The sequence below is a fragment of the Mycobacterium sp. 2-64 genome (genome assembly GCF_035918375.1).
Taxonomy (GTDB): domain Bacteria; phylum Actinomycetota; class Actinomycetes; order Mycobacteriales; family Mycobacteriaceae; genus Mycobacterium; species Mycobacterium intracellulare.
Genome location: NZ_CP142361.1, coordinates 3,021,666 through 3,047,158 on the forward strand (window position 1 = coordinate 3,021,666; position 25,493 = coordinate 3,047,158).

Sequence of the window (25,493 nt, forward strand, 5' to 3'; positions counted from 1 at the left end):
AGACTAGCCAGCTCCGGCGGAAGCAACATCGACCAACAAGGGCCGACTCCGCACGGTCACCACCCCCGGAGGGCAGCGGGCGCGCCTTGGCGATGGGGGTCGGCATAAGCGCCCCTGCGCCCCGTCTACCTCGGACGAATCGCGAAGTACCCCGGCGTGAACGGAAGCCAACTTCCGCACGAAACGTTGCCCGATGAAACAGTTTTCATCAGTAAAAATCTCGGCGTCAAATAATTCGAAAGGGGCACTTTGGCCGCGAGGCCGTTTGCCGGCTTCCCGCTCGCACGGCGACGATATTGCGTCGCCATCGAATGTTGGCTTGCTTCATGGCGTCCAGCGCCTGAGTCGCATGTCCATGTGTTGCACCGCGCAACCATCGAACGCCGGCCCTGCCACGGACCAGGCGACGGCATGCATCAGTTGGAGCGGCGGGTCCGCTTCGAGGTTCCCGCAGTCTTTTTCGACAACGCGTCGCGAGACGGCACGGTCTGTTCGATGTGGTCGGCGACGCAACCGACAAAGGCCTGGCATGCGGCGGAGCGCATTTCAGGGCGCGGTGCCACGAGGTTTACCCGGCGGTGCATGTCAGCTCCGGCGACTGGCCGCAGTGCCAGGCTCGGATCGGCGTTAGCGCGGGTACGGGCGACGGATTCGGGCAGCAACGCGACACCCAGGTCTTTGCGCACGAAGTGGGTGACCTCATCGACACGCGTCACTTCGAAAGCCACTCGCCGCGTCACGTTGGCGAAGCCGCGGTCGGTTTCGTGTCGCAGACCGTAACCAGGGGGAAAGTCGATGAACGGTAATGCGGCCAGCGCAGTTATCGACACCGATGATTTTTTTGTGAGCGGGTGGTGGGCGGGCATGACGGCGATGAGCGGCTCGCTGAACAGATGGGTGAACGTCAAGGCACCGCCGGTCCTGGATACGTTGGAGCCCACGATCGCCACGTCCAGCTTCCGGTCGCGAACCGCCTCGATCAGCACGTCGCTGCCGCCGCTGCGCAACGTCACGCTGACGTCGGGATAGTGCGAGTGAAAGGTCGCCATCAGAGTGGCCACATCGAGGCTTTCGGATGGGATCTCCATCATCCCGACCATGAGCCGGCCAACGACCGTGCCGCCGAGAGCCTGTGCGTCAACGGCGATCTGGTCAATGCCGGCAACCACCTGGCGCACCAGCGGCATCAGCGCTTCACCGGCGGGAGTCAGCGAGACCGAGCGAGTCGTCCGTTCGAACAGCCGTAAGCCGATCTCACTTTCGAACCGACCGACCTGCTGACTCAAGGCTGATGGCACGACGAACATCGCCTCGGCCGCCTTGGTGAAACTATTCGCCTCGGCCAACGCCACGACGTAGCGCAATTGCTGCAGGTTCACAATCCTTCATCTTTCGTGATTAATCGCATCATATCTATTCACTGGACTCGTGGGTTCGTTGCCTTCAGGATCAAGGGCATGTCCGCGGATCCGTCGTCACCGGCTGCCTTGGCGGCTGCCGGCATCGTGGTGCGTCCGCAGCCAGGCATGGCCGGCAATGACTGCTCGGTGGCAGCGGTGCGCGACGAGATCACCGAACAGTTTGACCGCCTTGCGTTCCTGGGAGAGTTGCGCTGCTCGCATGACCGGGTGGTCGCGGGTTCTCTCGAGGAGTTGGTGTTCACCTACACCGTCGGGGGATCCGGCATTGCCGACAGCGGTTGGCTGAAGCTGTGCTTCCGCTACTACTCGGATTGGGATCTGCAGACAACGTCGCCGGACGCCCGCGACTTCGCGACCGCCCGCTTGGTGAGTCGGTCGCTGATCGGCGGGGCCTCCGACGACAGTGCCGCGACGGTGCAGCACCTGGTCACGAGATATGACGTCAAAGGCGGGGAGCGGCCATTTCAGAAGTCACTACTGATCCACGTCGTGGACGGGTACCTGCGTCCCGGTGATGTGATCGAGATCCGCTGCGGCGACCGCCGTTTCGGCGGCCCCGGGACGCGCGTGCAGACCTTCGTGGAAGACGAGTTCGAGGTCCACCTGTTCGTCGACCCGCTGGGCACGTCGCGCATGGCGCACGCTGATGTGCATCGAATTGCGGTCGTACCGGGTGCACCCGAACGAGTCGTCGTGCACGGCCCTCGCATCGTGCGCAGCGATGCGCCGGCGGTGCACCTGCATGCCCATCTGCAAGACCGTTGGGGCAACACCTGTTCCGACGTTGCCGCGACGATGCATGCGCTCATCGACGGTGTCGTCGTGGACAGCGCCCGTACGCCTGCGAACGGGTGGTCCAAGGCGTCGCTCCGCGTGCCGCCGGTCGCCGCCCGCATTGACGTTGCCGCCGAGACAAGCACAGCCGTGCTGCAGGGCGGTGAGACCGTGATCGACATCGTCGACGACTTCCCGTCGCCGCGGGCGTACTTCTGCGACCTGCACGTTCATTCCAACGACACCGTCGGCACTCAGGACACCGACTGGAACCTGCACTACGCGCGCGATATCGCCGCGCTCGACGTACTTGGGTATACCGCCAACGACTTTCAGATCACCGACGACACGTGGGACGACGTCGTCAGGGCGTGCAGGCAGATCGCCGAGGACGGCGCGTTTGTCTGCTACCCCGGAGTGGAGTGGTGCGGCACCGCCGGCGCCGGCGGCGACCACAATGTCGTCTTCCTCGGTGAGGACACCACGTTGGCTCGCTCGCTGGAATGGCACCAGCGCATGGCGACCACGGCGCCCACCCCGCAGACCTGGCCGGTCACCCAGTTATACGCCGCCTACGAGAAGGACCCGGAGTCTTACCTCTTGATCCCGCACGTGGGCGGGCGACGAGCGATCCTGGACTGGCACCACCCCGAGCTCGAGCGGCTGATCGAGGTGCATTCGGCCTGGGGGAGTAGCCCATGGTTCTTCGAAGACGCCCTGGCGCGCGGCCTACGGCTGGGGGCGAGCGCCGCCAGCGATGAACACCGCGGACGGCCGGGGGCCGGGGCGCCGGGCGCCAACATCTTCGGCGGCTTCGGCGGTCTCACCGGCGTCCTCGCGCCGGCCCTTTCCGCCGCAGACGTCGGTCGTTCGCTGCGCGCCCGCCGCACCTGGGCCACAACCGGTGCGCGCGCGGTCGCCCTGCTGCGCAGCGGTGAGAACTGGATGGGTGACGAGTTCGCCGCTGACGCCGGAGAACTGACCGCCGGTTACGCCTTGTACGGCACGACGGGATGGGATGACGTGACGGTCTACGACAGCGCCGGTTTGCTCTGGCGTCGTGACCTGCACGCCGAGACGGGGCTTTCGCCCAACCTGGTTCGCGTCAGCTGGGGTGGCGCTCGGCACCGTGACCGCTACCGCTGGGCCAGCTGGTCGGGCCGACTGCGTATCGATGGCACCGCCGTCGAACACGTAACGCCGTGGGCGATCACCCATCCCGAGCAGATCGTCGATGTCGACGGACCGACCGTGGCTTGGGATACCAAGACTTACGGCGCGGATATCGGCATCGTGATACGGCTCGCCGACCTGAGCCGCGCGCGCTTCGAACTCGACGCGACGGTGCAGGAAGACGGCCTGCGCACCCGGGCGAGCCTTTCCGGGGCGGAGCTCGTCACCGAGGGACATCGTGACATCGCCGTCGGCGGTCTCAATCTGCGCGTCCGCCTCGAACGCATCGCCGACCCGAAGGCACTGCCGACCACCGTCACCGGCGAACTCAACCTGCAGCTGCCCAAGGGCGACAGCGCAATATACATGCGCGGCAAGCAATTCGATGGGCATCAGGTATGGACAAGCCCGCTGTTCGTGACCCGAACCATGGGGACCCCGTCGTGACCCGACTTCGAACCGGCCTTACCCGCCGCCTCCACATCGACTTGCGCCGCATCACCTGCGCGGCTTGTCCGGCCCCCAGGGCCGTCTGACGCGCGCGCACCGCCGCGCCATCAGCACTCACCGCTCCCGCGGTACGGCAGCAACTCTCGTTGTGAGCCGCGGCCAAATCCGCCAGGTTCTGATCCGTTTCGATTCGAGGAAACCATGTCACTGCACCGATTCGGCAGCAAGCTCATCGCGCTGATCGCCGCGTCAGCTACCGTCGCCGTGCTGTCCGGGTGCTCGAGCCAGGGCGCGTCGCCGACCTCCTCCGCCGTATCGCTGCGCCTGGGATATCTGCCGCGCATCACGCACGCCTCGGCACTGGTGGCTCTCCACGACGGCTTCTTCGCCAAGCAACTCGGACCCCAAGTCAACTTCACCGCAAAGCCATTCAGTCGAGGGACCGAGGAAGTGACCGCGCTGCTGTCTGGCCAACTCGACGCCGCCTACGTCGGTCCCAATCCCGCCTTCAACGCCTGGCAGAAATCGGGAGGGAAAGCGATCAAGATCATCTCCGGCGCGGCCAGCGGAGGTACCTCGATGGTCGTCAAACCCGACATCAAGACCGCCGCAGACCTCAAAGGGAAGACCGTGGCGGACCCCGCGCTCGGCGGGACCCAGGACGTCAGCCTCCGCGACTGGCTCGCCCACAACGGGTTGAAGACGAATATCCAAGGAGGCGGCGATGTTTCGGTCAAACCGACCAGCCCGGAATCGGCGATCGTCCAGCAATTCCTTACCAACCAAATCGTCGGCGCCATCGACTCCGCGCCTTTCGACGTGCAGATGATCAAGGCTGGTGGGGTGCGACTGTGGTCGGACCCCAACACCATCACCGTCCTGGTGGTCCGCCAAGAATTCCTTGCGGCCCATCCTGACGCGGTCGCCGGACTGCTGCGCGCCCAGGCCGAGGCGACCGAACGTATCGCCACGGACCGCGGTGGCGCGGCCCAATCTGCCAATGCCGCGCTGGCGAAAGATCTTGGCAAGGGGCTTGAACCGGATGTACTCGCGGCCTCCTTCGAGGAAACCACCTACACCAACGATCCCGGAATGGCCTCACTGCGCGACCAGGTCTCCAAGGCCGTGGCCATAGGGTTGCTGAAGCCACTCGATATCAGCGGCCTGTACGAGCCGGGACCGCTCAACAAAGTCCTCGCCGAGCCGGCAAGCCGCAGGTGACCCGTGATCCACTACGTTCAGTCTGATCACCTCAGCGGGCCGCCAGCCGAAGCGAGCGCCCAAACGTCACGGGCCGTGCGGCTCACCGACGTGACCAAGCGGTACGGCCGGGGCCGGTCGGCCGTCACAGCCCTCGATCGCATCACCTTGACGGTCAACTCCGGTGAATTCGTCTGCGTTGTGGGGGCATCCGGCTGCGGTAAGAGCTCACTGCTGTCGCTGATCGCCGCGATGGACCAACCGTCCGCCGGCGAGCTCAGCACCGATGGGCAACGGGTGGCCTTGATGTTTCAGGAACCGGCGCTGTTCCCATGGCTGACGTCGGCCGCCAACGTCGAGTTGGCCTTGCGGGCGCGCTCGGTGCCGCGCCCGCAACGCCGCCAGCGGACGACTGACTTGTTGCAAACGGTGGGCTTGGCTGACTTCGCCGACAAGCGTCCTCATCAGCTGTCCGGTGGCATGCAGCAGCGCGTCGCATTGGCGCGTGCGCTCGCCCAAGACGCCGACGTCTTGCTGATGGACGAGCCATTCGGGGCGCTGGATGCCCTGACCCGTGATCGCCTGCACGAGGAGCTGGAGCGCATCGTTGACGAACGCGGACTGACCGTCGTGTTCGTTACGCACAACGTTCGCGAGGCAGTGCGACTCGCCGACCGTGTCGTATTGCTCAGCCCGCGGCCCGGTCGCATCGTCGAAGAGATCGCGGTCCCGGTGGCGCGCCGCCACAGAGTCAACAACCCGGACGTTGCCGAATTGGCCTCCCGCATCTCCACCCAGCTACGGAACGAGGGAAACCGTGGCGGTGCTTGACAGCGATCTCGCTACCAAGAGTCACCGGCCTGCGCTGACGCCCCAAGCGCCGCGCCCAAACCGGGTGCGGATCAGGTCGGTGCTGGCGGCGATGCGGGCGAAAGTCTTTGCCGTCGCGATGGTTCTGCTGATCTGGCAGCTCGTGTACCTCAGCGGGTGGAAGCCGTCATTCGTGCTGCCCGGCCCCGGAACCGTCGCGGCCAACCTCTGGCAGCGGCTGCATGAGGCCGTGCTGTGGGACGCGATCGGGATCACGATGTGCCGTGCGCTGGCCGGTTTCGCGCTGGCATTGCTCATCGGCTCGGTCGTCGGCGCAGTGATCGCGCAAAACCGGCTGCTGCGCACGGCATTCGGGCCGGTGATCACCGGTCTGCAGACCATGCCGGCCATCGCCTGGTTTCCCTTCGCCATCATTTTCTTCGGGCTGCACACGTCGGCGATCCTGTTCGTCGTCGTCATCGGCGCCGCACCGTCGGTGGCCACCGGGGTGCTCGCCGGAGCCGGACAAATCCCGCCCCTGCAGCTGCGGGTCGCAAAAAACTTGGGATTGCACGGCTTTGGGCTCTACCGGCACGTGGTTCTGCCCGCCTCGCTACCGATGTTCGTCGCCGGCCTGCGCCAGGGATGGGCGTTCGCCTGGCGTAGCTTGATGGCCGGCGAATTGGTGGTGCTGATCAGCGACACCGCGTCGATCGGGGTGCTGTTGGAAAACGCTCAGAACCTCAGCGATATGCCGTCGGCGATGGCCATCATGATCGTGATCCTTTTGATCGGCATTGCCATCGACGCCGTCTTCGACGCGGCCGATCAGCGTATCCGCCGGTATTGGGGACTGATCGAAACCAATTCTGAATGACTCGACCATCCACTCGGACAAGGAGCCCCATGCCGGAGGACCACCACGATCATCGACTGCCGGACAGCCCATTTCGTCTTTGGGCGTTCGGTGATGCGCACGTCGGGACAGACAAGCGCTACGGCAGACGGAGCCTGGCCGAGGCGATAACGCATTCGGAGGCCGGCGGATCCGAAGGTGGCCCACCGTTCGAGTGGGATATCGCCATCGACGTCGGCGACATGTCCGGGGCCCATCACCATCTTCCCGACGACGCCGAGGGATCCGAGCTTCGCCGCCAGTTCGCGAGCCTGCGTCGCCACCGACGCGAGGCCATCTACAGCGTCTGCGGCAATCACGACCGCAGCGGCCTACACGAGCCCGAGGCATGGTGGTGGCAGAAGTGGGTAGATCCCCTTGGACAGCACACCGAATTCTCCGGAGTCGACGCCAACGCGCGGCCTTATCCAGTCGAGGGCGCGTGGGACCACTATTCCTTCCGGGTGGGCAACCTCTTGTTCCTCATGCTCAGCGACCGCAACGAACCCACCCAGACCGTGGGGCGGGGCCCGCTCGGCGGCAACCCGGGCGGCGTCGTCAGCGGCGAGGCGTTCCGCTGGTGGAAACACATGGTGCTGAGCAACCCCGATTCGATCATCATCGTCGTCCACCATTACGTCCTCAAGGACACCACCGTGGCCTCCGGGGAGTGGGAAGGCGTTCGCAAAGGGCCGGACGGGCAGCTGCTGGAGCACTATCATCGCCCGTTCGAACTCGGAACCCCACACGCGGCGTCCTATCTGTATTGGGTGGACAGCAAACCAGACTCCGGGGCGTTCGAAGACTTCCTCACCGAACATCCCGGCCGGGTTCACTTGTGGATCGCCGGGCACACCCACACCCACCCCGACGACAGCTATGGCGGCAAAACCCATATCGAACAACGCTGGGGCACATGGTTTCTCAACGTCGCATCACTGAGCCGCCACCATATGCCCATTACCACACTTCCGATCAGCAGGCTGCTCACCTTCACGCCCGGCAGAGCTGAGGTGCGGGTCCAGTGCTACCTGCACACCAGCCAATACGCACCGCAAGGCTGGTATCCCAAGGCCGAACGGAGCCTCACGCTCAATAAGGCGTTCGTGGCACCGGCGAACCATTCGCTTGAGCGGACAGGCGCATCGCGCTCGGCCGTCGTTAGGTGACGCGCAGCTGAAGTGAGTAATCAGTGAGTCTCGGTGAGCTACCACCGGAAATCAATTCCGGCCGACTGTATTCAGGTCCCGGCTCGGCCTCGATGAGCCTGGCGGCTGAGGCGTGGGATGAAACGGCGGCGCAGTTATACGACATCGCGGAAAGCTATGGCTCGGTGGCGTCGATGCTATTCCAGGTAGAGCAGCACCCGGCGTCGATCGCGGTCGCGGCGGCGGTGGTGTCCTTTACCGCATGGCTCAATGCCGTCGCCGCCCGCGCGCGGCAGGCCGCGCGCCAAGCGAGAGCGTCCGCCGACGCATTCGAGTCCGCGTTAGGGGCGGTGGTGCCGCCGTCGGTGATCGACGCCAACCGCGCGCTGCGGCTGGCGCTCGTGACGGCAAACGGCCTGGCCCAAAACGGCCCCGCAATCGCCGACACGGACGCTGGCTACGAACGGATCTGGGCACAGGACGTCGACGTCATGTACGCCTATGCCGCAGCCTCTGCGGCCGCGTCAACTCTGACACCATTCGACTCGCCGCCGACCGTGGGATCGGGCCAGCACGACCCCGCGGTCGCAGAAACCGCGTGGAGCCTGATCGCGGCTCCGCAAGTGGTATCGGCCGGCGGCCACGTGATGCCCGTGATTCCCCGAGCGCTGCGGGCGCTGTCTCGTTCGCCGATAACGACATTCGACGCATGCCTGTCCGCGGCGACATCACCGCTGTCAAAACTGGGTTCACTGTCCGCTCCCACCGACTTCGCGATAAGCCGTCTGAGTTCGCTTAACAAGACAGCGTCACTGAAAAGGGCCGCGGCGTTGCTGCCACTCCCGGGTCAGGTCGGCGGCGCTACGACCTCGGCAACGGCGCGGTTAGGTCGCGCGTCCTCGATCGGGGCACTGTCGGTGCCCCAATCCTGGGCCAAAGCCGCGATGCCCCGCGGCATTGAGCTCGAGACATCGGATAGCGACTATGTCCTGATCGACCCGTCCAACCTCCTGTGGTGAGCGGGCATCCGGCGTCACAATAGCGCTGTGTCTCAGGACTATTCGCAGTGTCGCGCTACAGACGTTGGGCAGCAAAATCCGCGCCCTGGTCGACCATGCCGTTTGCCGCGTACAGGGTATGCGCGATCCCGGGCGGTCCAGGAGGTGCGCCATTGCAAACCGTGTCGTCGGGGGCGCACAACTGAATGGTCTTGCCTGCGTACAGCGGACCGATCGTAATGGGTGGCGCGCCGGCGCCGCGCAGGAATTCATTGGAGGGTGTTCCGAACAGGACCACCGCGGCCACGTGATCAGCGACCGCCCGCGGCAGCGGCTGCGGCACATAGGACACGAACTCCTGTGGCACTTCCTTGGGTATGGCAGGGGAGGTCACAAAGCCGGCCACGGCGGCGCCTTGGGAATACCCGCCGAGCACCATTTTGGTTCTGGGGCAGTTCGACGCCGTGGATTCGATGTGGCCGCCGGCGTCCTTGATCCCGTCCACAAAGGTTCGGGCGAAGGCGATGCCTCCGTTGAAGTCGCCGCTCGCCTCGTAGTTGACCGGAGAGACGCGCACCGACTTTCCGCCGACTCGCGAGCTGAGCGCGTCGACGAACGCCTGCCCGACCCCGCCGACCCCGGGTGGTTCGCCGGTGCCGCGAGCAAAGACCACGTCGACGTCGGGACACGGTTCGGCGGAGGCCGCCGGGACGGGCGCGCTCAACAGCGCCGCCGAGGCTGTTACTACCGCAGTAGCGAGATAGCGAATGGATCGTAGCGAGCTCATGCATGCGAATGCCCAGACGCGATTGACCCGAAACCGGCAATTATTCAGCGGCAGCGGACTGAGGTTCTGCCTGCCACTGAGGGTGAGGCAACCAGGCCGGCGCGCCGCATCACGACGAGCGCGCTGCACGCCTGGCGCGGTGTCGGGCCCTGACTCTTCCTCAGCGTCCGTCAAGCGTCAGGCGCGATCTCAACGGGATGTTCGCTCAACGGCTCAATCACAATTCCCACGTTCTTCATCACCTCAATTGAGCGGTTGGTCTCCAGCACGTCTTTAATGTCTCCCTCAATTATCATGTACGCGGCGCGGTTCATTCGTTCATAGAACTCGTTCATCGTCTCCACGCTGCGAAAAACCGGGACGAACCACGCACCGTCGCGTTCAAGCAAAAACGGCTTTTGTTTGCCATCCTTCGTGTCGCCAAAAGGAGTGGAGTAGTAGACCTTAGCGTCGCGAGCAGCTTTTTCGGCCGGCTTCTTCTTTCTGAATGGCCACACAATTTTCTCCCTTCCGCCGGACGCCGTTGCTTCTGGCAACCGCCGCCGGGGCAAGCGCGGCGATCGTGGTCATCTGGCAGACCGCTCGAGGCGCAGCACGGCGATGTCATCGGTAAACCCACCGTGTGGCTGGGCAAGCTGGTGGGCACTGTCGATGAGCGCGTCGACGAATTGTATGCCGGGCAAGTGTGCGTGGGAACGGGCCAGAGCGAGCAGACCGTCCTCGTCCAGGGGTTGGCTGCCGTTGCTTGAAAACCCTTGGAAGAGTCCGTCGGTCACCAACACCAGGCCCTGATCATCCGGCAGTTCCAGCTCGTGTTGTGGCCAGTCGTCGGCGCGCAGTCCCAGCGCCGGGCCGGCCGGAGGCATGATCCATTCCACGGTGCCGCCGCCGTGTAACAACATCCCGGGATGCCCGGCACGGATCGTTTTGAGGCGCGGGTTGTCGGGGGAGATTTGCAGGGTGAGCGCCGTGGCGCAGATCCCCGAGCCGCTTCGTTCTGAACGCAGCACTCGCTCGAGGTGGTGCATCCTCGCCACGTCGTGCACGCCGGCGAGGGTGAGCGCACGAAACGCGATCCGCAATGCCGCACCTAGTGGTGCCTCATGGGGACCGTCCTCAGCGACCTCACCGATCAGCACATGCACGGTGCGGTCAGGTGTTTGGATGACGTCGTAGAAATCTCCGCATAGCAGCGCGTGCTCGCGGCTGGGCCGGTACCGGGCGACGACGTCGACGCCCGGGTTGTCGAGTAGCAGCGGGGAGGCCGATAGGCCCCGTTCGAGTATGGCGTTCTCGCGGGCCCGCAGCTGGGTGGCATCCAGGTCGACGGCCATCAGCTCGGTGCGCTTGCGTTCGATCGCATACAGCAGCGCACGGCGCACCACGTCGGGTTGGACGCGGCCCTTGACCAAGAAGTCCTGGGCACCGGCCGCCACCGCCGTAGCTCCGAAATCTTCATCGTTCAGCCCCGTCAGCACGACAATCGGTACGGTGGCATCACGTTTGGTGATGCGCTCGAGAGCGTCCATTCCGCTGGCGTCCGGCAGATGCAGATCCAGCAGCACGCAGTCGGGCCGGGCCGAGGCAAACACCTGCTCCGCGTGTGCCATCGACCGCGCCCACACCAGCCGTACGCTGGCGGCATCATCGATCAGATCTTCGACGAGTAGCGCATCGGCGCGGTCGTCCTCGATCAGCAGCACGGACAAGGACCGCGCGGCGGGCGTGATGGGAGCACGCAACGGAATCAATTCCCGATCATCGGTGAAGGCCCAGGTCGACTCGGGTTGTTCGCGGGACCTGTCGTGCGTTGCGTGCAGGCCCACCACGTTCAGATCTCGCCCGCGGCGCCGCGGGTGTGGCGTTTCACCATTGCGGCAGCGACGTCGACGAGCTTGATGTTGGCCTCTTGGGAGACGCGGCGCAGCGTATCGAAGGCCTCGGCTTCGGTGAGGTCGTTGAGCGCCATCAGCATGCCGATGGCTTTGCCGATCTCGCGGTTGCTGGCAAGGCCGCGTTGCAATGTCGCGGCATCTTCGCCTTGAGCCACGGCGTTGGCGGCGACGCCGGCGAAAGCCGCCAAAAGGATTGCGCGTTCGACAGCCACCATGTCGAACGCATTGGGGCTGTCGGAGAACAGGTTTAGGGCGCCGATTTTGTGAGGGCCGACAAGCAGGCGAAAGCCCATGATTCCGTGCACCGGTGTTTCGGTGAGGACCCGGGCGGCCAGAGCGGGCCACTGACTGCCGGCGCGGAGATCGGGATCGATTTGTGGGGTTTCCTCCGAGATGGCATCCAGGCAAGGGCCTTCGCCGAGCGCTTGCTCGAGCTTGTCGATCTTGCGGGCGACGCTGTCGCTGGCTGCCGCCGTCGTGGCGATGTGGTTGTCGCGCAACATGACGCTGGCATGGTCGCAGCCGGGAACCATGAGTGTGGCTGCGATGCAGATCGCAGCATAGATCTCTGCGGGCGTTGAGCCTTGGTAGACGATGTCGGCTAAGCCGGTGAATACCGCGGTGGGCTCGGCACGCGAACGCGATGCCGCCACATCGGGGGATTCGTTACCGTCTGGCATCCTCAAACCCGCCTCGTCATAGCCTCACGCCACCAAAGGTGCGCCGGTGCGCCAGGTTTCGACCTGACCCGCCCTTGGCTCCCGCCGGCCCGCAACCTCGCTGTGGCGAAATCCTGCCCACTGCTGGCACGGGCGCCTGTCGCAGTCCGCGCGCTGCCGAACTCCGTTGTAAAACCACGTGACCGCAGTGCCCCTACGTTCATCCCGCCGATCCTGCGTAGGTGACCTGCCCGGCGGAGGGCCCGCTCGCTTGCGTTGCGTTGTGCGGCGGTGCCGGCTGCAACTCCACGTTCGTCAGTTGAAGCACGCCGACCAGCCTGGTGGGGATTCGTTGACCGGTTCGCAGGATCACGGTGCGGCCGTTGGTGCGCGCGTAGTGATCGAGGGTGTAAAGCTGCTGGTGACTGATGAACTCTAGGCCTTGCGCGTCGATGACGATCAGCGGGTCATCGTCGAGCAGCGACCAAATGCGTTGCAATGCGGTGGTGTAGAGCCCGTCGCTGTGTAAGTCGATATTGCCGGTCAGCGCGAACGTTGCTTGCGGTGCAGGGTGCAGCCGGAAACGGGGCGCACGCTCACCGAGATCGGGGTGAAGGCAGATGAGTTCGTCCGCGGCGCCCGCCAGCTGATGGGTGTCGTAGGCGCACAGCGCGGAAAAGGGCAGCCCTGTCATCGTGCGGGAGAGGAGGAACTCAAATTGCGACAGCGCCGCTCGTTGGTCGGGGCGGCGGGCCAGTGTCGTAGCGTCGACGACCACGCGAAAGCCGTTGTAACCATTTTGGATTGCGTGATCGAGGGCCGCCACACTGATGGCCACTGCGGTATGCGGGTCCACAATGTCGGTGCCGTCTAAGACGGCGTAGAACTTCGATGCCGGTGTCACGCCGACCCCGCCGGCCGTAAGCCGGTCGGCGATGCCGGGCAGCGCCGTCAATTCCGCCCACAATTGCTCGCGGCTACCGTGCCCGACGAATTCGATCCAATAATTGTGAGCGAGTCCCTCGGCGATGTACCGCGCAGCACGGGCGTGGAAGTCGGTGCGGTCCTGGAACTTCCAGCCGAGATGCTCGAAAGCCGAGGTCACCTCTGCTGCTGTGGGCTCCATGGAATCAAGCGTCGAGCACGTCGGCGGTGGCTGCGTGCAGAGCCAATCCTGATTCCGCGCCATCAGCCGGTGGGGTTCCCAGACCAGTCACCCGGCGCGGGTGGTGGGTTATCAGGCGCCGGCCCGGGAATCGGGGGATTCCCGGCATCTTGATTAAGCCGCCCGGCGGCGAAATTTGCGCCCTGGTCAATCATGCTGCTGTTGTCCGCATAGGTGTTGTGCGCGGCGAAATTGAGGCCATCAGAGCACACCGGGTCCTCGGGAACGCACACCTTGATGGTCTTGGCCGCATACGTCGGTCCGATGACCACCGGCGGCTGACCCAGGAAGTTCATGGCCCGCACATTGGGCATTCCGAACAGCACCACCGCGGCGACGTGATCGGCCACTTCAGGTGCTAATGGTTTCGGTACCGTTGCGGGATCAACGCCCTCGGGCACCGCATCCGAGGTGACAAAGCCCATCACGGCCGCGCCCTGCGAATAGCCGCCGAGCACCATCTTGGTCCTGGGGCATCCGTTGGCCGTGGAAACCACATGCGCGCCAGCGTCTTTGATGCCCTCGAGGCCGGTGTCCCACTGGTCGCTGGCGGGGTAGTTGACCGGGTACACGTCGAACGAACCGGCGCGCACCCGCGAGCGCACAGCGTCAACGAACGCCTGTCCCGTCGGGCCCACGCCCGGTGGCTCACCGGTGCCGCGTGCGAACACCACCTCGACATCGGGACATCCCCGGGCGACGGCGAGGGGAACCGCGGCGGACGGGAGCACCGATGCCAGCGCAATACCTACAAATCCAACGACCAAATGCACGCGCACGTTTCGTATTCCTCGTCGTTTCGGGCCTGAGCGGAACCGCAGTGCACCGTTCGGCCGCAACGGACCAGAGTCGCATTGCTGGTGGCTGACGAGCACGCCGCGTCGTTTACAGCGTAAACAGCAGGGCTTACGTTGTAAACAGGTGGGCGCGATTGTTGGGTTGTCGGCGGCGACAGCCCTATTAGCGACGAGCCATCAGAAGTTCGATGCGATCGAGCAACGACTCGAGTCCCTCTTCGAACTCTGCGGTGCTGTGATCCTCGGACAACATCGGTTGTAACCGCTGCAGGCACGGGTAGCCCGTGAGATGCCGACGCGGTGGTTCGCCGTCGAGAATGGCCTCGTCCGGATGTAGTTCGGCGCCGTGGGCGTGTACTTCCAGAAGCAACTGGCCCAGCAGGAACGTGGTGTAGGCGCGGTAGGCGGCCACTGCCGCATCGTCGTCGAAGCCGTAGGAGAAGAGCGTCTCGAGGAAGGTTTCCATCCAGCGCAGGCTGCGCAGCGGCGGGCGGACCCATGGCGCTTCGGGCGCATGCGTGGCCAACAGCGGGAATATCTGCGGGTGTTCAAGGGCGATTTGGCGTACCCCATGCGCCAGGCGTACCAAGTAGTCCTGCCAGCCGTCCTCTTGACGACGCGCGGCAAGTTGTTCGGCGTGGAGGCGATCAACGATGCGGTCAATGATGCCGGTGAGCAGGTCACCACGACTGTGAACGTGGCGGTACAGCGCCATCGCCTCCACGCCGCAGGCCGCCCCCAGCCGACGCATGGTCAGCTGCGGCAGACCGTCGCGGTCAACGAGCGCGATGGCGGTATCCAAAACCACTTCGCGGGTCAACCGCGCGCCCCGGGGAGCATCGTCTCCATCAGCCGATGTCACCACCTGCTGGTCAGCATCGGCTATGTCACGCTGTGTGCGGTCGCGGCCATCACCGTTCACCGAATCGCCTCCTACGTTGGATCGGTGACGTGTCATCGAAGATTCGGCCTATACAAGTGGTGTTTGTCGACCAGATGCGGCGAGATGATCACCTCGGTAATTCTTTGTATCGCCGACTCTACAGCTGCTACCGATCGCAATAGGGGCGATTGCGGGCATCTCAGTAGATAAGGAAGCCGACCCGACAGCGATCCCTGACTGGCGCGCTCGGCCCCGATAAGCGTCGAAGTCCGCGACCGCGGCAGCAACATCACGTCGACGCCTCTCAACGCCCGGTCGGCGCCGCTCCCGTCTATACGAGACCTGACGATTGCTCCGCGGTTCCGGCTGCGGTAACGGCCCCTGGTTCCCTCCAGACCTTTGGTGCCACAGACGGATTCGTGCCACTAGCCATCAACGGCGATGCACGCCAGGCGCGCTAAAATCCTTCTTAGCCGCTACGGCGGTCGCATCCCAGCGATAGAGTTTTTCTCGTGCGAGTGGACCGCGAGCGTGTCTTCGCCGCTGTCGCGAACGAGCGGCGCCGGATCGCGACACTGGTCGAAGGGTTGGACGACACCCAGCTGGCAACGCCAAGCCTGTGTGCCGGCTGGGACGTCAAGACGGTGGCCGCCCATCTCGCCTGCTCGGTCGCTGATGGACTCCCGCCGGCCATGACGATGGCTCTGCGCCGCGGCAGCCTGAACCGCGCGATTGATGAGCTCGCGCGTCGTCGTGCGCAGCGGCCGGCCGCAGAAATCGTTGCCACCCTGCGTCAGTGCGCCGATCACCCTTTGAGCCCGCCGGTGATCGGGCCGGTGGCTCCGTTCACCGATATCTTGATCCACGGCGGCGACATCAGCATTCCGCTCGGGCTCCCGTTTGATCCCGATCCCGAAAGCGTCGGGCTTGCGCTGGATTTCCTGACTGGGCCATGGCCCGTTGGCTTCGTGCGGCTGGGCCGACTGCGGGGCATCTCGTTGCACGGCACCGACATTGATCGATCCTGGCGTAAGGGAGCCGAAATCCGGGGCCGCGCGTCCGCTTTGATGATGGCCGTCAGCGGCCGCACCGCGCTGCTGGACAAACTCGATGGGCCCGGACTGCCTGTACTGCGCCAACGGCTGCTGTCCGCTTGACGATGGGTGCATTGGTGCCGGGTAGGGGAGATGTGATCAGCCCGCGACCCATCGCTCCAGTGCGGCCAGCGATGCGACCAGGTAATCCTCAGAGAAAATGGGCATTTCACCAACGCGTTCTCGGAAGTGCTGCGGCGTGCCGCTCCAGTCGTAAGTGAGGGTGACGTCCGTGCGGTGGCCGTTGGGGGCGAGGTCGTAACGCCAGAACCACCCGCCGGGCACATGCCCGCCCGCGTCGTCGAGCACGCCCGGCATCCACCCGATGACACGGTTCTCGTCGAACACGTTGACCAGATTGTGCGTGACGTAGTCGCCTCCCGCCCGCGTGAGGTACATGTTCATCGCGAACATCTGTCCCGCGCCGGTGATCGGCGCAGTGTCGACCGGGTCGCGGACCCAGTCGGTGGGCTCGGTGTCCTGGTGGCGCGCTGGGTCGACGAGGACAGCGAAAATCTCGGCCGGAGTCGCGGCGATGGTGCGGGTGACGACGTATCGTTCGTCGCTGGCACTCGTGCGTTGTCCTCGTTTGTCCCTGGGCCGTAGGCGGCTGCGATAGCGGGGGAGTCGAGCCATCCGGAGTATGTGGGTCGCGAGGGCCAGCCTTCGGGCGAATCGAGCCATTCCTCCTGGCGGCCCCATGGCAGGAGGTCGATCAACGCGAAGGTGTGACTGAGTTGTTCGGTGCCCCGCCCGTTCGTATGCCACGTGCGGTACACGGTGCCGCCGTCGCGTAGGAACACGTTGACGCCGAAACCGCCGCCGGGTGGCGCATCCATGTCGGCGGCGAAGGGGCTCTGCGATGACGAATACCAATCCATGCGATTGCCGACCTTGCGCTTGTAGGCGAGTGCTTCCTCGATCGGTCCGTTGGTGACAACGACGAACCGGGCGTCATAGCGGTCGAGGAACTCCAGCCGGGTGAACTGTGACGTAAAGCCGGTGCACCCGCTGCACTGCCACTCCGCGCCGTCCGACCACATGTGGTGGTAGACGATGAGCTGGGCGCGACCGTCGAACACGTCGACCAGGCGGATGGGCCCGTCGGCACCGATCAGAATGTAGTCGGGCAACTCGACCATCGGCAGTCGGCGGCGCTGCGCGGCGATCGCATCCAGCTCGCGGGTGGCGGTCTTCTCACGTTTGCGCAGTTTGTCGAGTTCGGCGCGCCAGGTTCGGTGATCGACCACAGGCGGCAAGGCCGCGGTTTCGGGGGGCATGGCATCTACCTTCGCTCTCGATTTGTTCGTCTGGAAGGACTGACTGCCGGAGTGCCGGGGATTCATCGGTAGGGATGGGCGGCCCGTCGACGCCGCCGCTAGCGATGTCACATGTTGCTGCCCCGTCCCGTCTAGCGAATGAGGAACAGACAAGCCAATTGTGGGAGAGGCGGCATGATGAAGCGCTTGAGTGGCATTGCGCGGGCATACCTGATCGCGGTGACGGCCTTTGTCGGGACGGTCACCACCGGCATCGGGATCTGGTGTGTGCTCGATCCGCCCTCATTCGCCCGTGCCGTCGGGTTTGGCGAGCACCAGCACTTTCTGCACGACGTGGGCGCGTTCCAGATAGGCCTGGGAATCACGCTGCTGCTCGCCCTGATCTGGGCGGACGCTCTGGCTGTCGCCCTCGCGGGGTTCATTGTGGCCAACACCGTGCATACCGTGAACCACGTGATGGACCTTGACCTGGGAGGTTCGCCCGCCCAAGCGTGGGCGCTCGGTGCGGTATCGGTGGCGCTGGTCGCGGCGTTCGTGCTGCGGTTACATCAACTGGGCTACGTACTGGGCAGCGTTCCCATGGCCACCAGCCAGACGTTGGCGCCATTGGTGCGCCAGAAGACGATCCGGCTGATCACCTTTCGCAAGGACGGCACCCCCGGCTCGAGCCCCGTCAGCATCGTCGTGGACGGCGATCACGCCTACTTCCGCAGTTTCGAGCAAGCGATCAAGATCCGCAGGATCCGGCGTAACCCAGCCGTCGAATTCGGGCCGTCCACGGGGTCGGGCAAGCCGACGGGGCCCGCGCAACCTGGCGTCGTGCGCCTGCTCGACGGAGATGAGTATCGGCAGGTGGGGCGCCTGCTGCGGCAGAAGTATCCCTTCCTGCACGGCGTCCTGGTCCCGTCGGCGCATCGCTTGATGCGGTCCAAGTTCGGTCGCACGGTCCACGCGGAGCTGACCCCGTCGTCTCGATTCGAATAGCCCAACGTCGCGCTTCCAGGTTCAGCAACGCCGCTCTTCAACGTGCCACCGAGGTCGAGACATCGGCCGAGGTTTCTCAGCGATTCTGAGCCGCGCCCGCACCGGTGGCAGGCTTGCACGGATGAGCGATGTCGTGCGGGATTTCGAGTCTCAGCGGCCGCGTTTGTTCGGGTTGGCATACCGGCTGTTGGGGTCGGCGAGCGAGGCGGAAGACGCCGTGCAGGACGCGTACCTGCGCCTGCACCGCGCTGATGCGGAGGCCATCGAATCGCTGCCGGCCTGGCTCACCACGGCCGTCACGAACCTGTGCCTCAACCGGCTCACGTCGGCCCGCGCCCGCCGGGAGGTCTACCCCGGCCCGTGGCTTCCCGAACCCGTTCTCACCGACGACCGGACGCTCGGGCCGCTCGAGACCGCCGAACAGCACGAGTCGGTATCGATCGCGCTGCTGAGCCTGATGGAGCGACTCGGGCCCACCGAGCGTGCGGCGTTCGTGCTCCGAGAAGCGTTCGCCTACAGCCATTTCGAGATCGCCGAGATCCTGGAAACCTCGGAAGCCAACGCCCGCCAGCTGTATCGGCGGGCGCGCCAGCGGCTGGATGAGCCCCGGCGGCGCTTCCAACCGGACCGGGCGCAGTGGCGGCGCCTCGTCGAACGGTTCTTTAGCGCCGCCCGGGCCGGCGACGTGGACGGACTCGTCGAAATCTTGACCAACACCGTGACGTCGACGGCCGATGGCGGCGGCAAGGTGGCGGCCGCCCGGCGCGTCGTCTCGGGCCGCGATCGGACGGCCCGCTATGTGGCGCGCGTGTTCGGCAGGAACCTGGCGCAGGCGGGTCCGCGTCTCGACGTCGCCGAGATCAACGGCGAGCCCGCGATGCTGGCGTTCGACGGCGACACGCTGGCCGGCGTCCTGTGCTTCGACATCGCCGGGGACCAGATAGCGGCGCTGCGGGTCTTGGCCAATCCGGACAAATTGCGCTTTCTTGCCAAGCAGTTGTCACATCCGGTGGCGCCATCCGGTTCATAAGACGTGACGAACTGTGTACTCGTAACCGGCGGCACCGGAACTGTAGGCCGCATCGTCGTCGACCAGCTGACGGCCGCGGGCAAGGACGTCCGGGTCCTGAGCCGCGGACGGCGCCCGAACCAACGCGCGGACGTCGAACATGTCGTGGGGGACGTGCAGACCGGTGCTGGGCTCGATGCGGCGCTGGACGGCGTCGACACGATCGTGCACTGCGTCTATCCCACCGAGAACCTGGTCGCGGCTGCCAAACGGGCGGGTTCACCGCATCTGCTGTACGTCTCCATCGTCGGGATCGATCGCGTTCCCTTCGCCTTCTACCGCAGAATGCTCGCCAACGAACGCACGATCGCCGAGTCGGGCGTGCCATGGACGGTGCTGCGGGCGACCCAGTTTCACGACCTGATCGCTTTCGTATTGCGCGTGCTCGCGAAACCGCCGGTCATGGCGCTGCCGTCAGGCCTGAAATTCCAACCGGTCGACGTGCGCGACGTGGGCGAACGGTTGGCGGGTTTGGCCCTCGGCGAGCCGATCGGGCGCGCACCAGATTTCGGGGGTCCACAGGCGCGTACGCTCGACGATCTCGCCCGCAGCTACCTGGCGATTGCCGGTAGGCGCCGTCCCATGGTCCCGATCCGATTGCCCGGCAAGGTATTTGGTGGGATTCGTGGCGGCGGGCTGCTGACCCCCGAGCACGCCGCCGGCACGATCACGTTCGAGCAATACCTCGAGGAACAGCAAGCCGCCGGACGGCTGCCGTACCGCGACGCCATCCGCGCTTACTTGAGGCGACGATGACCAGCCCCGTGCTGCGCGGCGGACTGTGGTTTCTGGCATTCGTGGAAGTCGCGGTCGGGCTCGTCGCGACGCTGGCTCCTCGGGCCTTTTACGACTATGTCCCGTGGGTCGATCGCATCCCGCCGTACTCCGAACACCTCATGCGCGATTACGGCGCGATGAACCTCGCGCTGGCGCTCGTCGTCGTCACCGCCGCGATGACGATGGAACGACGCTTGGTCCGGGTCGCACTGGGCGCCTACCTGCTGTTCGCAGTCCCGCACTTGGTCTTCCACGTCACACACCTCGAGAACTTCACGACGGCGGCCGCGGTTGCGCAGACCACAACCCTCGCGTTCGCCACGCTGCCGATCGCGTTGCTGATCCTCACCCGAGGGCGCGACTAAGGGGAGTCCGGGGACGGATCAAGGCTAGATTTCATGACGGTTTCGGTTGGGCAAAGGTACTGCGGCTTACCCGCGATGCGAGGCCCGATGTCGCCTCTGCGGCTTTAGTGTTGCTGGTATGGCGGGAGTGGACAATTGCGTGAAGCGCTGGCGCACAGCGCTTCACGCGGCCGTGGCGGCCTTGATGGTTGTCATGCTCGGACTCGCCATCACGCCGGCAGCTCACGCGGCCGCTGCCACGGCGACGTTATCGGTGTCCCATTCGTGGCAGAGCGGTTTCATCGCCCACTTCACCGTCACCAACTCGAGCATGGCGCCGCTAAACGATTGGAAACTCGAATTCGACTTGCCGGCGGGCGAATCCGTCTTGCACGCGTGGAACAGCACCGTCACGCAGACCGGCACGCACTATGTGCTCACTCCCGCGAATTGGAATCGCGTCATTGCGCCCGGTAGTTCGGCCACAGGTGGTTTCAGGGGCGTGCTGAGCGGTACCTACTCACCACCGGTGAATTGCGTGCTCAACGGGCAATATCCTTGCACTTAGCGTCGACGGTGCACTGAGCCTGTGCCGCTCCGGGGCCCACCGGCCCAAGCCGGGCGCCGATGCGCTTCGTGCCGTGCAGCGGCGAGTTCGTTGCCTGCGAGCGCAGCGCAACGCACTACGTAGCCAAGAACTTCGGAGGTAGAGAATGCCACCAACGAAGGGATCGTGGGATCCCGCCACCAGCGTAGGAACCACGGCGACGATGGTGGCCGCGGCGCGGGCCATAGCGACCGCCAATGGTGACATCAACGATCCCTTCGCCGAGCCGTTGGTCCGCGCGGTCGGCGTGACCTTTCTGACCCGCTGGGCTACCGGTGAGCTGTCCGCATCGGATGTCGACGTGGAGGGCAGCCCGTGGGGCCTGGCACAGATGCCCGCGTCGATCGCGGCGCGCACACGGTACTTCGACGAATTCTTTGCGGATGCCGCCGCGGCGGGCATCCGCCAGGCCGTCATCCTCGCCTCGGGCCTGGATACCCGCGCGTATCGGTTGGGGTGGCCCGGAGGGATGACGGTGTTCGAGATCGATCAACCGGCCGTCATCGAGTTCAAGACAACGACGCTGGCCAGTCTTGGCGCCGAACCCAAAGCCGACGTGCGCCCGGTCGCGACCGACCTGCGCCAGGATTGGCCGACGGCGCTGAACGCGGCGGGCTTCGAGCCCAACAGAGCTTCGGCGTGGATCGCCGAGGGGCTGTTTGGCTACCTGGCACCCGGGGCCCAGGACCAGCTGCTCGACACCGTCACCGCGCTCAGCGCGCCAGGCAGTCGACTCGGCACCGAGGCCGTCCCGAATACGGCCGACATGGACCCCGACGCGGCCCGCGAACGCATGCAGGCGGCGACCGCCAAGTGGCGCCGGCACGGCTTTGAACCCGACTTCACCGTGATCGAGTTCGAGGGCGAGCGCCACGACGTCGGCGCGTACCTCGACGCGCGCGGCTGGACATCGGTCGCAACTCCCATGGGTCGACTGCTCGCGGACCACCAGTTGGGGTCGATCCCACAGACCGACGACAATCGACAGACGATGAACGGTGTCACCTACTACACGTCGACGCTGGGCACGGGGCGGGCTAAAAGTGGAATCCTGGGAGGATGACCAAGCGCATCCTCAACGTCGTCTCTAATGTCTCCCATTACGACGACCCCGCCGAGCCGACCGGGCTGTGGCTCTCTGAGTTGACGCACGCCTATGACGTCTTCGCCGAAGCGGGTTACCAACAGATGATCGTCAGCCCGAAAGGCGGCACTTCACCGCTGGAGCCACGCTCGTTGAAGTTCCCCAGTTTCGGCAAGAGCGCCAAGGCCTGGAAGGCCGACGATACGAAGATGGCGCTGCTGGCCCGCACCGCCGCACCCGATGAGATCGACTCGACGGCCTATGACGCGATTTACTTCACCGGCGGCCACGCGGTCATGTATGACTTCCCGGATAGCGAAGGCCTGCAACGCATCACGCGCGAGATCTTCGAGCGCGGGGGAGTCGTGTCCTCGGTCTGCCACGGCTACTGCGGCCTGCTCAACACCAAGCTGTCGGACGGATCGCTCTTGGTTGCCGGGCGCAAGCTCACCGGGTTCGCCTGGTCGGAGGAGGTCCTGGCCCGGGTCAACAAGTTGGTGCCCTATAACGCCGAAGCGGAAATCAAGAAGCGCGGCGCCCGCTACGTTAAGGGTCTGATTCCCTTCGCCTCGCACGTCGTTGTCGATGGGCGGCTGGTCACGGGCCAGAATCCGGGATCGGCCAAGGCTACCGCCAAGAAGATCGTCTCGGTGCTGGGCAGCTGACAAAGCTGCGGTGATCCTCCGTTAGGTGCGCTGGCTCGCCGTCGATGACCGCGGGTAAGTTCGTTCGGAGCCACGACGACCGCGACCGCCTGCCTCAGGAAGACGCGAGAGGAAGCTCATGAGAACGATCGCATACCGCCACGCGGCAGTCGCCGGCCTGGCCGCCGTCGCACTGATTGCTGTGGGCTGCGGCAATGGCAAGAGCGTCGACGCGTCGGCACCGCCTCACGCAGGGGTGAACGCCACCACCACGTCTAAGACTCCAGCGCCGCCCGCGGAGGTGAAGCTCATCGGTGAGGGCAACGTCGAGGTGATCCTGACCGGCCCGATCGCCGCCAAGTACTCGTCGGCAACCCAGGATCAGAAGCAGGCCCTCGGCAAACCGCTGACGGGTGACCGCAACGCGGGAAAACGGGAGAGCGGCTTGGTATTTCAGCAGTTCCAGGGCGGCGTGATCACCGCCAGGAACGACGCGGTCGGTACACCCGCGTTTATCACCACGGGCAAGATCCGGGAGGCATGGAATGTTCCGCGCGACCCGAACGGCGCGCCCGCGATCACCGGCAATAACGGGTCGGCGGGACCGCTGGGCTTTCCGACCAGCGACGTGAACACCGTTGGCGATCTGCTTGTATCGAACTTCGAGCACGGCAAAATCGAGTACAACCCGAAGACCGGCCAGGTCGAAGTGACGGTAAACGGCAACGTCGTACCATCCGGGCTGTAGCCCGCGGCCCCAACTCCCAGTCACGGGTCGTCGTCTGGCGCCAACAGACGAATGTTGATCTGAAACACCCCCTGCTGAGGAATTGTCAATTCCTGTGGATGGGTGATCTGTTTCCCGCTTCCCCGACATTGCGTTGTGGCGGTGATCGCGTCGGCGGGAGGCGTTGATCAGGAAACGCGGTCAGAGGCGGTTGGCGGCGGCTGCGATGAATTCGTCGAGTTGGTGGTTGGGTTCGTCGCCGCCCATGGACACCGCAGTTAGTAGATCCCAGGTGGGGTGGTATTCAAACTGGCCGCTGGCGTGCATCCAGTGCCGCAGGAAGCGATCTGCGACGGCTTGTCCGTGGTGCATGGCCAGGTTCACGCGGAAGTGGGCGATATCCTCCTGGACGGGTCCGGCGCACGACGAGACCCAGTCGACAAGTCCGGATATTTTGCCTTGCTGCCACAAGATGTTGCCGGGATGAAAATCGCGGTGTAAGAACACACGGTCGCTGCTTGGGCGCACGTCATGGTACGTGGTGACGGCGCGTTCCCATGCCCACCGGTAGCGGGTCCACGTCGGTGGGGCGTTCTCCGGCGGGTAAGGCTCCCACCGGCGTAACTGTTGCGGCGCCGGTATGGCATGAATCGTCATCATGACGTCGATGACGGCGTCCAGCCATGGGTCTAGCTCTGGTGGGTCCCACACGACGGCGCCTGGCAGTGCGGTCATCAATACGGTGGGCACACCGGTGTCCTGTCCGTGCGGGTCGGCGGCAATCACCTTCGGCGCTGGAACCGATGTGTCGGCCAAAAGACCTAAGATCAGTACCTCGTTCGCAGGAGCCCACGGCTCGTCGCGGATCCAGTCCAAGACGAATCGCTGCAGGATCACAGCGCTTCGGTTATCGAGAACAAGACGGTGAATCGCCGCGGACTGGCCGCCTTCCAACGGCCGCTGCGCAATGACCTGACATTTTGTCTGGCGCTCAACCCATGCCAGTACGCCCGGTGGAACTGGAGCACGCAACTGATCGTGCAACTCATCATCAATGTCGAATCCGTACGGCGGCATCCGCCTTATCCTGTCGAACGGGCCGAGCCGTCGATCACCTCAGGCGGATTAATTCCACACCAGAGGGAGTCGATGTCATAGCCAAAGCTTGCCTCAGGCCACCAAGGCTAATCGCGACGTGCGATAGCGGAACCGTCCGGATTACCGGTAACACTGCATATTCGAATCCGTCGTATTCAGGCGCCAGTCCCGATGTCATGCCTTCAGAATCGCCGAGTGGCCAGCGCAATGCCGAGCGCGATTTCGAGGGGACGGGCGTTGCGCATGGTCCATTGTTCCTGGAGCGGGGAGGTTGTGCTGCGACCGTTAAGGAGCGTTGCCGCAATCTTGATCTCGCACTCTTACCGTGGGTATACGAGATAACGCCTGTTGGCGACCGCAATCCTGGGGGTTCATATGACGACCGCAATCGCCGCGCTTGAGGCAATCGAGAAGGATGCGGACGACGCGAACGATCTTCTCTTGGCGGTCGCAGCAATCAACGCGGTTGCGCCCCTAAGGGAAACCGCTCTTGTCGACGAACCGCGTTGGCGCCTCACGGAAGAAGAGATCGTGGGCGTGTCGATTACGGTGATTTGGGTGTCCCTCATGGTGGTGATCAGCGTCGCCGTGGGCACGGCCTTGACGATGAGTTAGCGACCGGAGCTCACTGATCAGTCAACCCGCACACAGGGTGAGGCGCTTTTCAGCGGTTGCATATGGGCACATTCCACCATGCAAAAGCTGGTGGTGCAGTGTGCACACGGGATTA

26 protein-coding genes and 1 pseudogene are annotated in these 25,493 nt (G+C 64.8%); 16 read left to right on the top strand and 11 right to left on the bottom strand.

The genetic code is table 11. From position 1 onward, the window contains the following. Positions 1–416: 416 nt before the first annotated feature. Positions 417–1,379, bottom strand: coding sequence for a LysR family transcriptional regulator (locus QGN31_RS14275; protein ID WP_201407220.1), 963 nt, complete (start codon positions 1,377–1,379; stop codon positions 417–419). 78 nt (positions 1,380–1,457) lie between these two features. Here QGN31_RS14275 and QGN31_RS14280 point away from each other — a divergent pair, with 78 nt between their 5' ends. The 6 genes from QGN31_RS14280 (at position 1,458) to QGN31_RS14305 (ending at position 8,890) form a co-directional block, all read left to right on the top strand. Next, positions 1,458–3,815, top strand: a complete 2,358-nt coding sequence (locus QGN31_RS14280) for a hypothetical protein (protein ID WP_201407221.1) — start codon at positions 1,458–1,460, stop codon at positions 3,813–3,815. A 204-nt stretch (positions 3,816–4,019) separates the two neighbouring features. Beyond that, positions 4,020–5,039, top strand: coding sequence for an ABC transporter substrate-binding protein (locus QGN31_RS14285; RefSeq protein WP_014384681.1), 1,020 nt, complete (start codon positions 4,020–4,022; stop codon positions 5,037–5,039). Between the two features lie 75 nt (positions 5,040–5,114). Then, entirely contained in the window at positions 5,115–5,849 is a 735-nt protein-coding gene (locus tag QGN31_RS14290; protein ID WP_008256573.1) for an ABC transporter ATP-binding protein, read from the top strand. A gap of 64 nt (positions 5,850–5,913) precedes the next feature. Next, positions 5,914–6,705, top strand: a complete 792-nt coding sequence (locus QGN31_RS14295) for an ABC transporter permease (protein WP_014384679.1) — start codon at positions 5,914–5,916, stop codon at positions 6,703–6,705. A gap of 29 nt (positions 6,706–6,734) precedes the next feature. Continuing rightward, positions 6,735–7,892 carry a metallophosphoesterase gene (locus QGN31_RS14300; protein ID WP_008256571.1) on the top strand — a complete coding sequence of 386 codons (1,158 nt, stop codon included), beginning with the start codon at positions 6,735–6,737 and terminating at the stop codon, positions 7,890–7,892. A 23-nt stretch (positions 7,893–7,915) separates the two neighbouring features. After that, on the top strand, positions 7,916–8,890 hold the full coding sequence (locus QGN31_RS14305; protein WP_201407222.1) for a PPE family protein: 975 nt from the start codon (positions 7,916–7,918) through the stop codon (positions 8,888–8,890). Positions 8,891–8,945: 55 nt separating this feature from the next. Here QGN31_RS14305 and QGN31_RS14310 read toward each other — a convergent pair whose 3' ends face one another. From QGN31_RS14310 to QGN31_RS14340, 7 genes are all read right to left on the bottom strand, one after another. Beyond that, positions 8,946–9,656 carry a cutinase family protein gene (locus QGN31_RS14310; RefSeq protein WP_014380113.1) on the bottom strand — a complete coding sequence of 237 codons (711 nt, stop codon included), beginning with the start codon at positions 9,654–9,656 and terminating at the stop codon, positions 8,946–8,948. A gap of 170 nt (positions 9,657–9,826) precedes the next feature. Then, a complete protein-coding gene (locus QGN31_RS14315; RefSeq protein WP_009954571.1) occupies positions 9,827–10,153 on the bottom strand; it encodes a hypothetical protein in 327 nt (108 codons plus the stop codon). Positions 10,154–10,222: 69 nt separating this feature from the next. Then, a complete protein-coding gene (locus QGN31_RS14320) occupies positions 10,223–11,365 on the bottom strand; it encodes a PP2C family protein-serine/threonine phosphatase (RefSeq protein ID WP_201407244.1) in 1,143 nt (380 codons plus the stop codon). 122 nt (positions 11,366–11,487) lie between these two features. Beyond that, entirely contained in the window at positions 11,488–12,231 is a 744-nt protein-coding gene (locus tag QGN31_RS14325) for a GAF and ANTAR domain-containing protein (protein WP_014380110.1), read from the bottom strand. A 199-nt stretch (positions 12,232–12,430) separates the two neighbouring features. Beyond that, entirely contained in the window at positions 12,431–13,315 is an 885-nt protein-coding gene (locus tag QGN31_RS14330) for an MEDS domain-containing protein (RefSeq protein ID WP_014941903.1), read from the bottom strand. An 83-nt stretch (positions 13,316–13,398) separates the two neighbouring features. Continuing rightward, positions 13,399–14,148, bottom strand: coding sequence for a cutinase family protein (locus tag QGN31_RS14335; protein ID WP_014380108.1), 750 nt, complete (start codon positions 14,146–14,148; stop codon positions 13,399–13,401). A gap of 187 nt (positions 14,149–14,335) precedes the next feature. Continuing rightward, complete coding sequence (locus QGN31_RS14340; protein WP_372457281.1) at positions 14,336–15,058, bottom strand: TetR/AcrR family transcriptional regulator C-terminal domain-containing protein; 723 nt, start codon at positions 15,056–15,058, stop codon at positions 14,336–14,338. Between the two features lie 515 nt (positions 15,059–15,573). On the opposite strand from QGN31_RS14340, the gene QGN31_RS14345 reads away from it, so the two are divergent. Then, entirely contained in the window at positions 15,574–16,212 is a 639-nt protein-coding gene (locus tag QGN31_RS14345) for a maleylpyruvate isomerase family mycothiol-dependent enzyme (protein ID WP_095562710.1), read from the top strand. A gap of 36 nt (positions 16,213–16,248) precedes the next feature. Here the strand turns inward: QGN31_RS14345 and QGN31_RS14350 are convergent, their stop codons facing one another. Together QGN31_RS14350 and QGN31_RS14355 are read right to left on the bottom strand one after the other, a co-directional pair. After that, complete coding sequence (locus QGN31_RS14350; protein ID WP_236593146.1) at positions 16,249–16,785, bottom strand: ATPase; 537 nt, start codon at positions 16,783–16,785, stop codon at positions 16,249–16,251. Then, a pseudogene (locus tag QGN31_RS14355) lies at positions 16,725–17,429 on the bottom strand (DUF899 domain-containing protein); the annotation flags it as partial. The pseudogene QGN31_RS14355 and the gene QGN31_RS14350, both read right to left, overlap by 61 nt. A gap of 174 nt (positions 17,430–17,603) precedes the next feature. Here QGN31_RS14355 and QGN31_RS14360 point away from each other — a divergent pair. The 8 genes from QGN31_RS14360 (at position 17,604) to QGN31_RS14395 (ending at position 23,686) form a co-directional block, all read left to right on the top strand. Then, complete coding sequence (locus QGN31_RS14360) at positions 17,604–18,413, top strand: PPOX class F420-dependent oxidoreductase (RefSeq protein WP_014941897.1); 810 nt, start codon at positions 17,604–17,606, stop codon at positions 18,411–18,413. Between the two features lie 121 nt (positions 18,414–18,534). Next, positions 18,535–19,443: an RNA polymerase sigma-70 factor gene (locus QGN31_RS14365; RefSeq protein ID WP_201358481.1), complete on the top strand. Its 909-nt coding sequence runs from the start codon at positions 18,535–18,537 to the stop codon at positions 19,441–19,443. A 3-nt stretch (positions 19,444–19,446) separates the two neighbouring features. Beyond that, a complete protein-coding gene (locus QGN31_RS14370; protein ID WP_201358480.1) occupies positions 19,447–20,238 on the top strand; it encodes an SDR family oxidoreductase in 792 nt (263 codons plus the stop codon). Next, on the top strand, positions 20,235–20,624 hold the full coding sequence (locus QGN31_RS14375) for a hypothetical protein (protein ID WP_201358479.1): 390 nt from the start codon (positions 20,235–20,237) through the stop codon (positions 20,622–20,624). The genes QGN31_RS14370 and QGN31_RS14375 overlap by 4 nt, the downstream gene beginning before the upstream one ends. A gap of 118 nt (positions 20,625–20,742) precedes the next feature. Next, entirely contained in the window at positions 20,743–21,171 is a 429-nt protein-coding gene (locus QGN31_RS14380) for a cellulose-binding domain-containing protein (RefSeq protein ID WP_009954558.1), read from the top strand. Between the two features lie 145 nt (positions 21,172–21,316). Then, positions 21,317–22,273, top strand: a complete 957-nt coding sequence (locus tag QGN31_RS14385; protein WP_201407223.1) for an SAM-dependent methyltransferase — start codon at positions 21,317–21,319, stop codon at positions 22,271–22,273. Then, positions 22,270–22,959 (top strand): type 1 glutamine amidotransferase domain-containing protein, encoded by a 690-nt coding sequence (locus QGN31_RS14390; RefSeq protein ID WP_201407224.1) that lies wholly within the window; start codon positions 22,270–22,272, stop codon positions 22,957–22,959. The genes QGN31_RS14385 and QGN31_RS14390 overlap by 4 nt, the downstream gene beginning before the upstream one ends. A 118-nt stretch (positions 22,960–23,077) precedes the next feature. After that, entirely contained in the window at positions 23,078–23,686 is a 609-nt protein-coding gene (locus QGN31_RS14395) for an LGFP repeat-containing protein (protein WP_008256546.1), read from the top strand. Positions 23,687–23,866: 180 nt separating this feature from the next. Here the strand turns inward: QGN31_RS14395 and QGN31_RS14400 are convergent, their stop codons facing one another. After that, positions 23,867–24,742, bottom strand: coding sequence for a phosphotransferase family protein (locus QGN31_RS14400; protein ID WP_014384669.1), 876 nt, complete (start codon positions 24,740–24,742; stop codon positions 23,867–23,869). 396 nt (positions 24,743–25,138) lie between these two features. Between QGN31_RS14400 and QGN31_RS14405 the strand changes: the two genes are divergently transcribed. Then, positions 25,139–25,378 carry a hypothetical protein gene (locus QGN31_RS14405; RefSeq protein WP_014382512.1) on the top strand — a complete coding sequence of 80 codons (240 nt, stop codon included), beginning with the start codon at positions 25,139–25,141 and terminating at the stop codon, positions 25,376–25,378. Positions 25,379–25,493 lie beyond the last annotated feature (115 nt).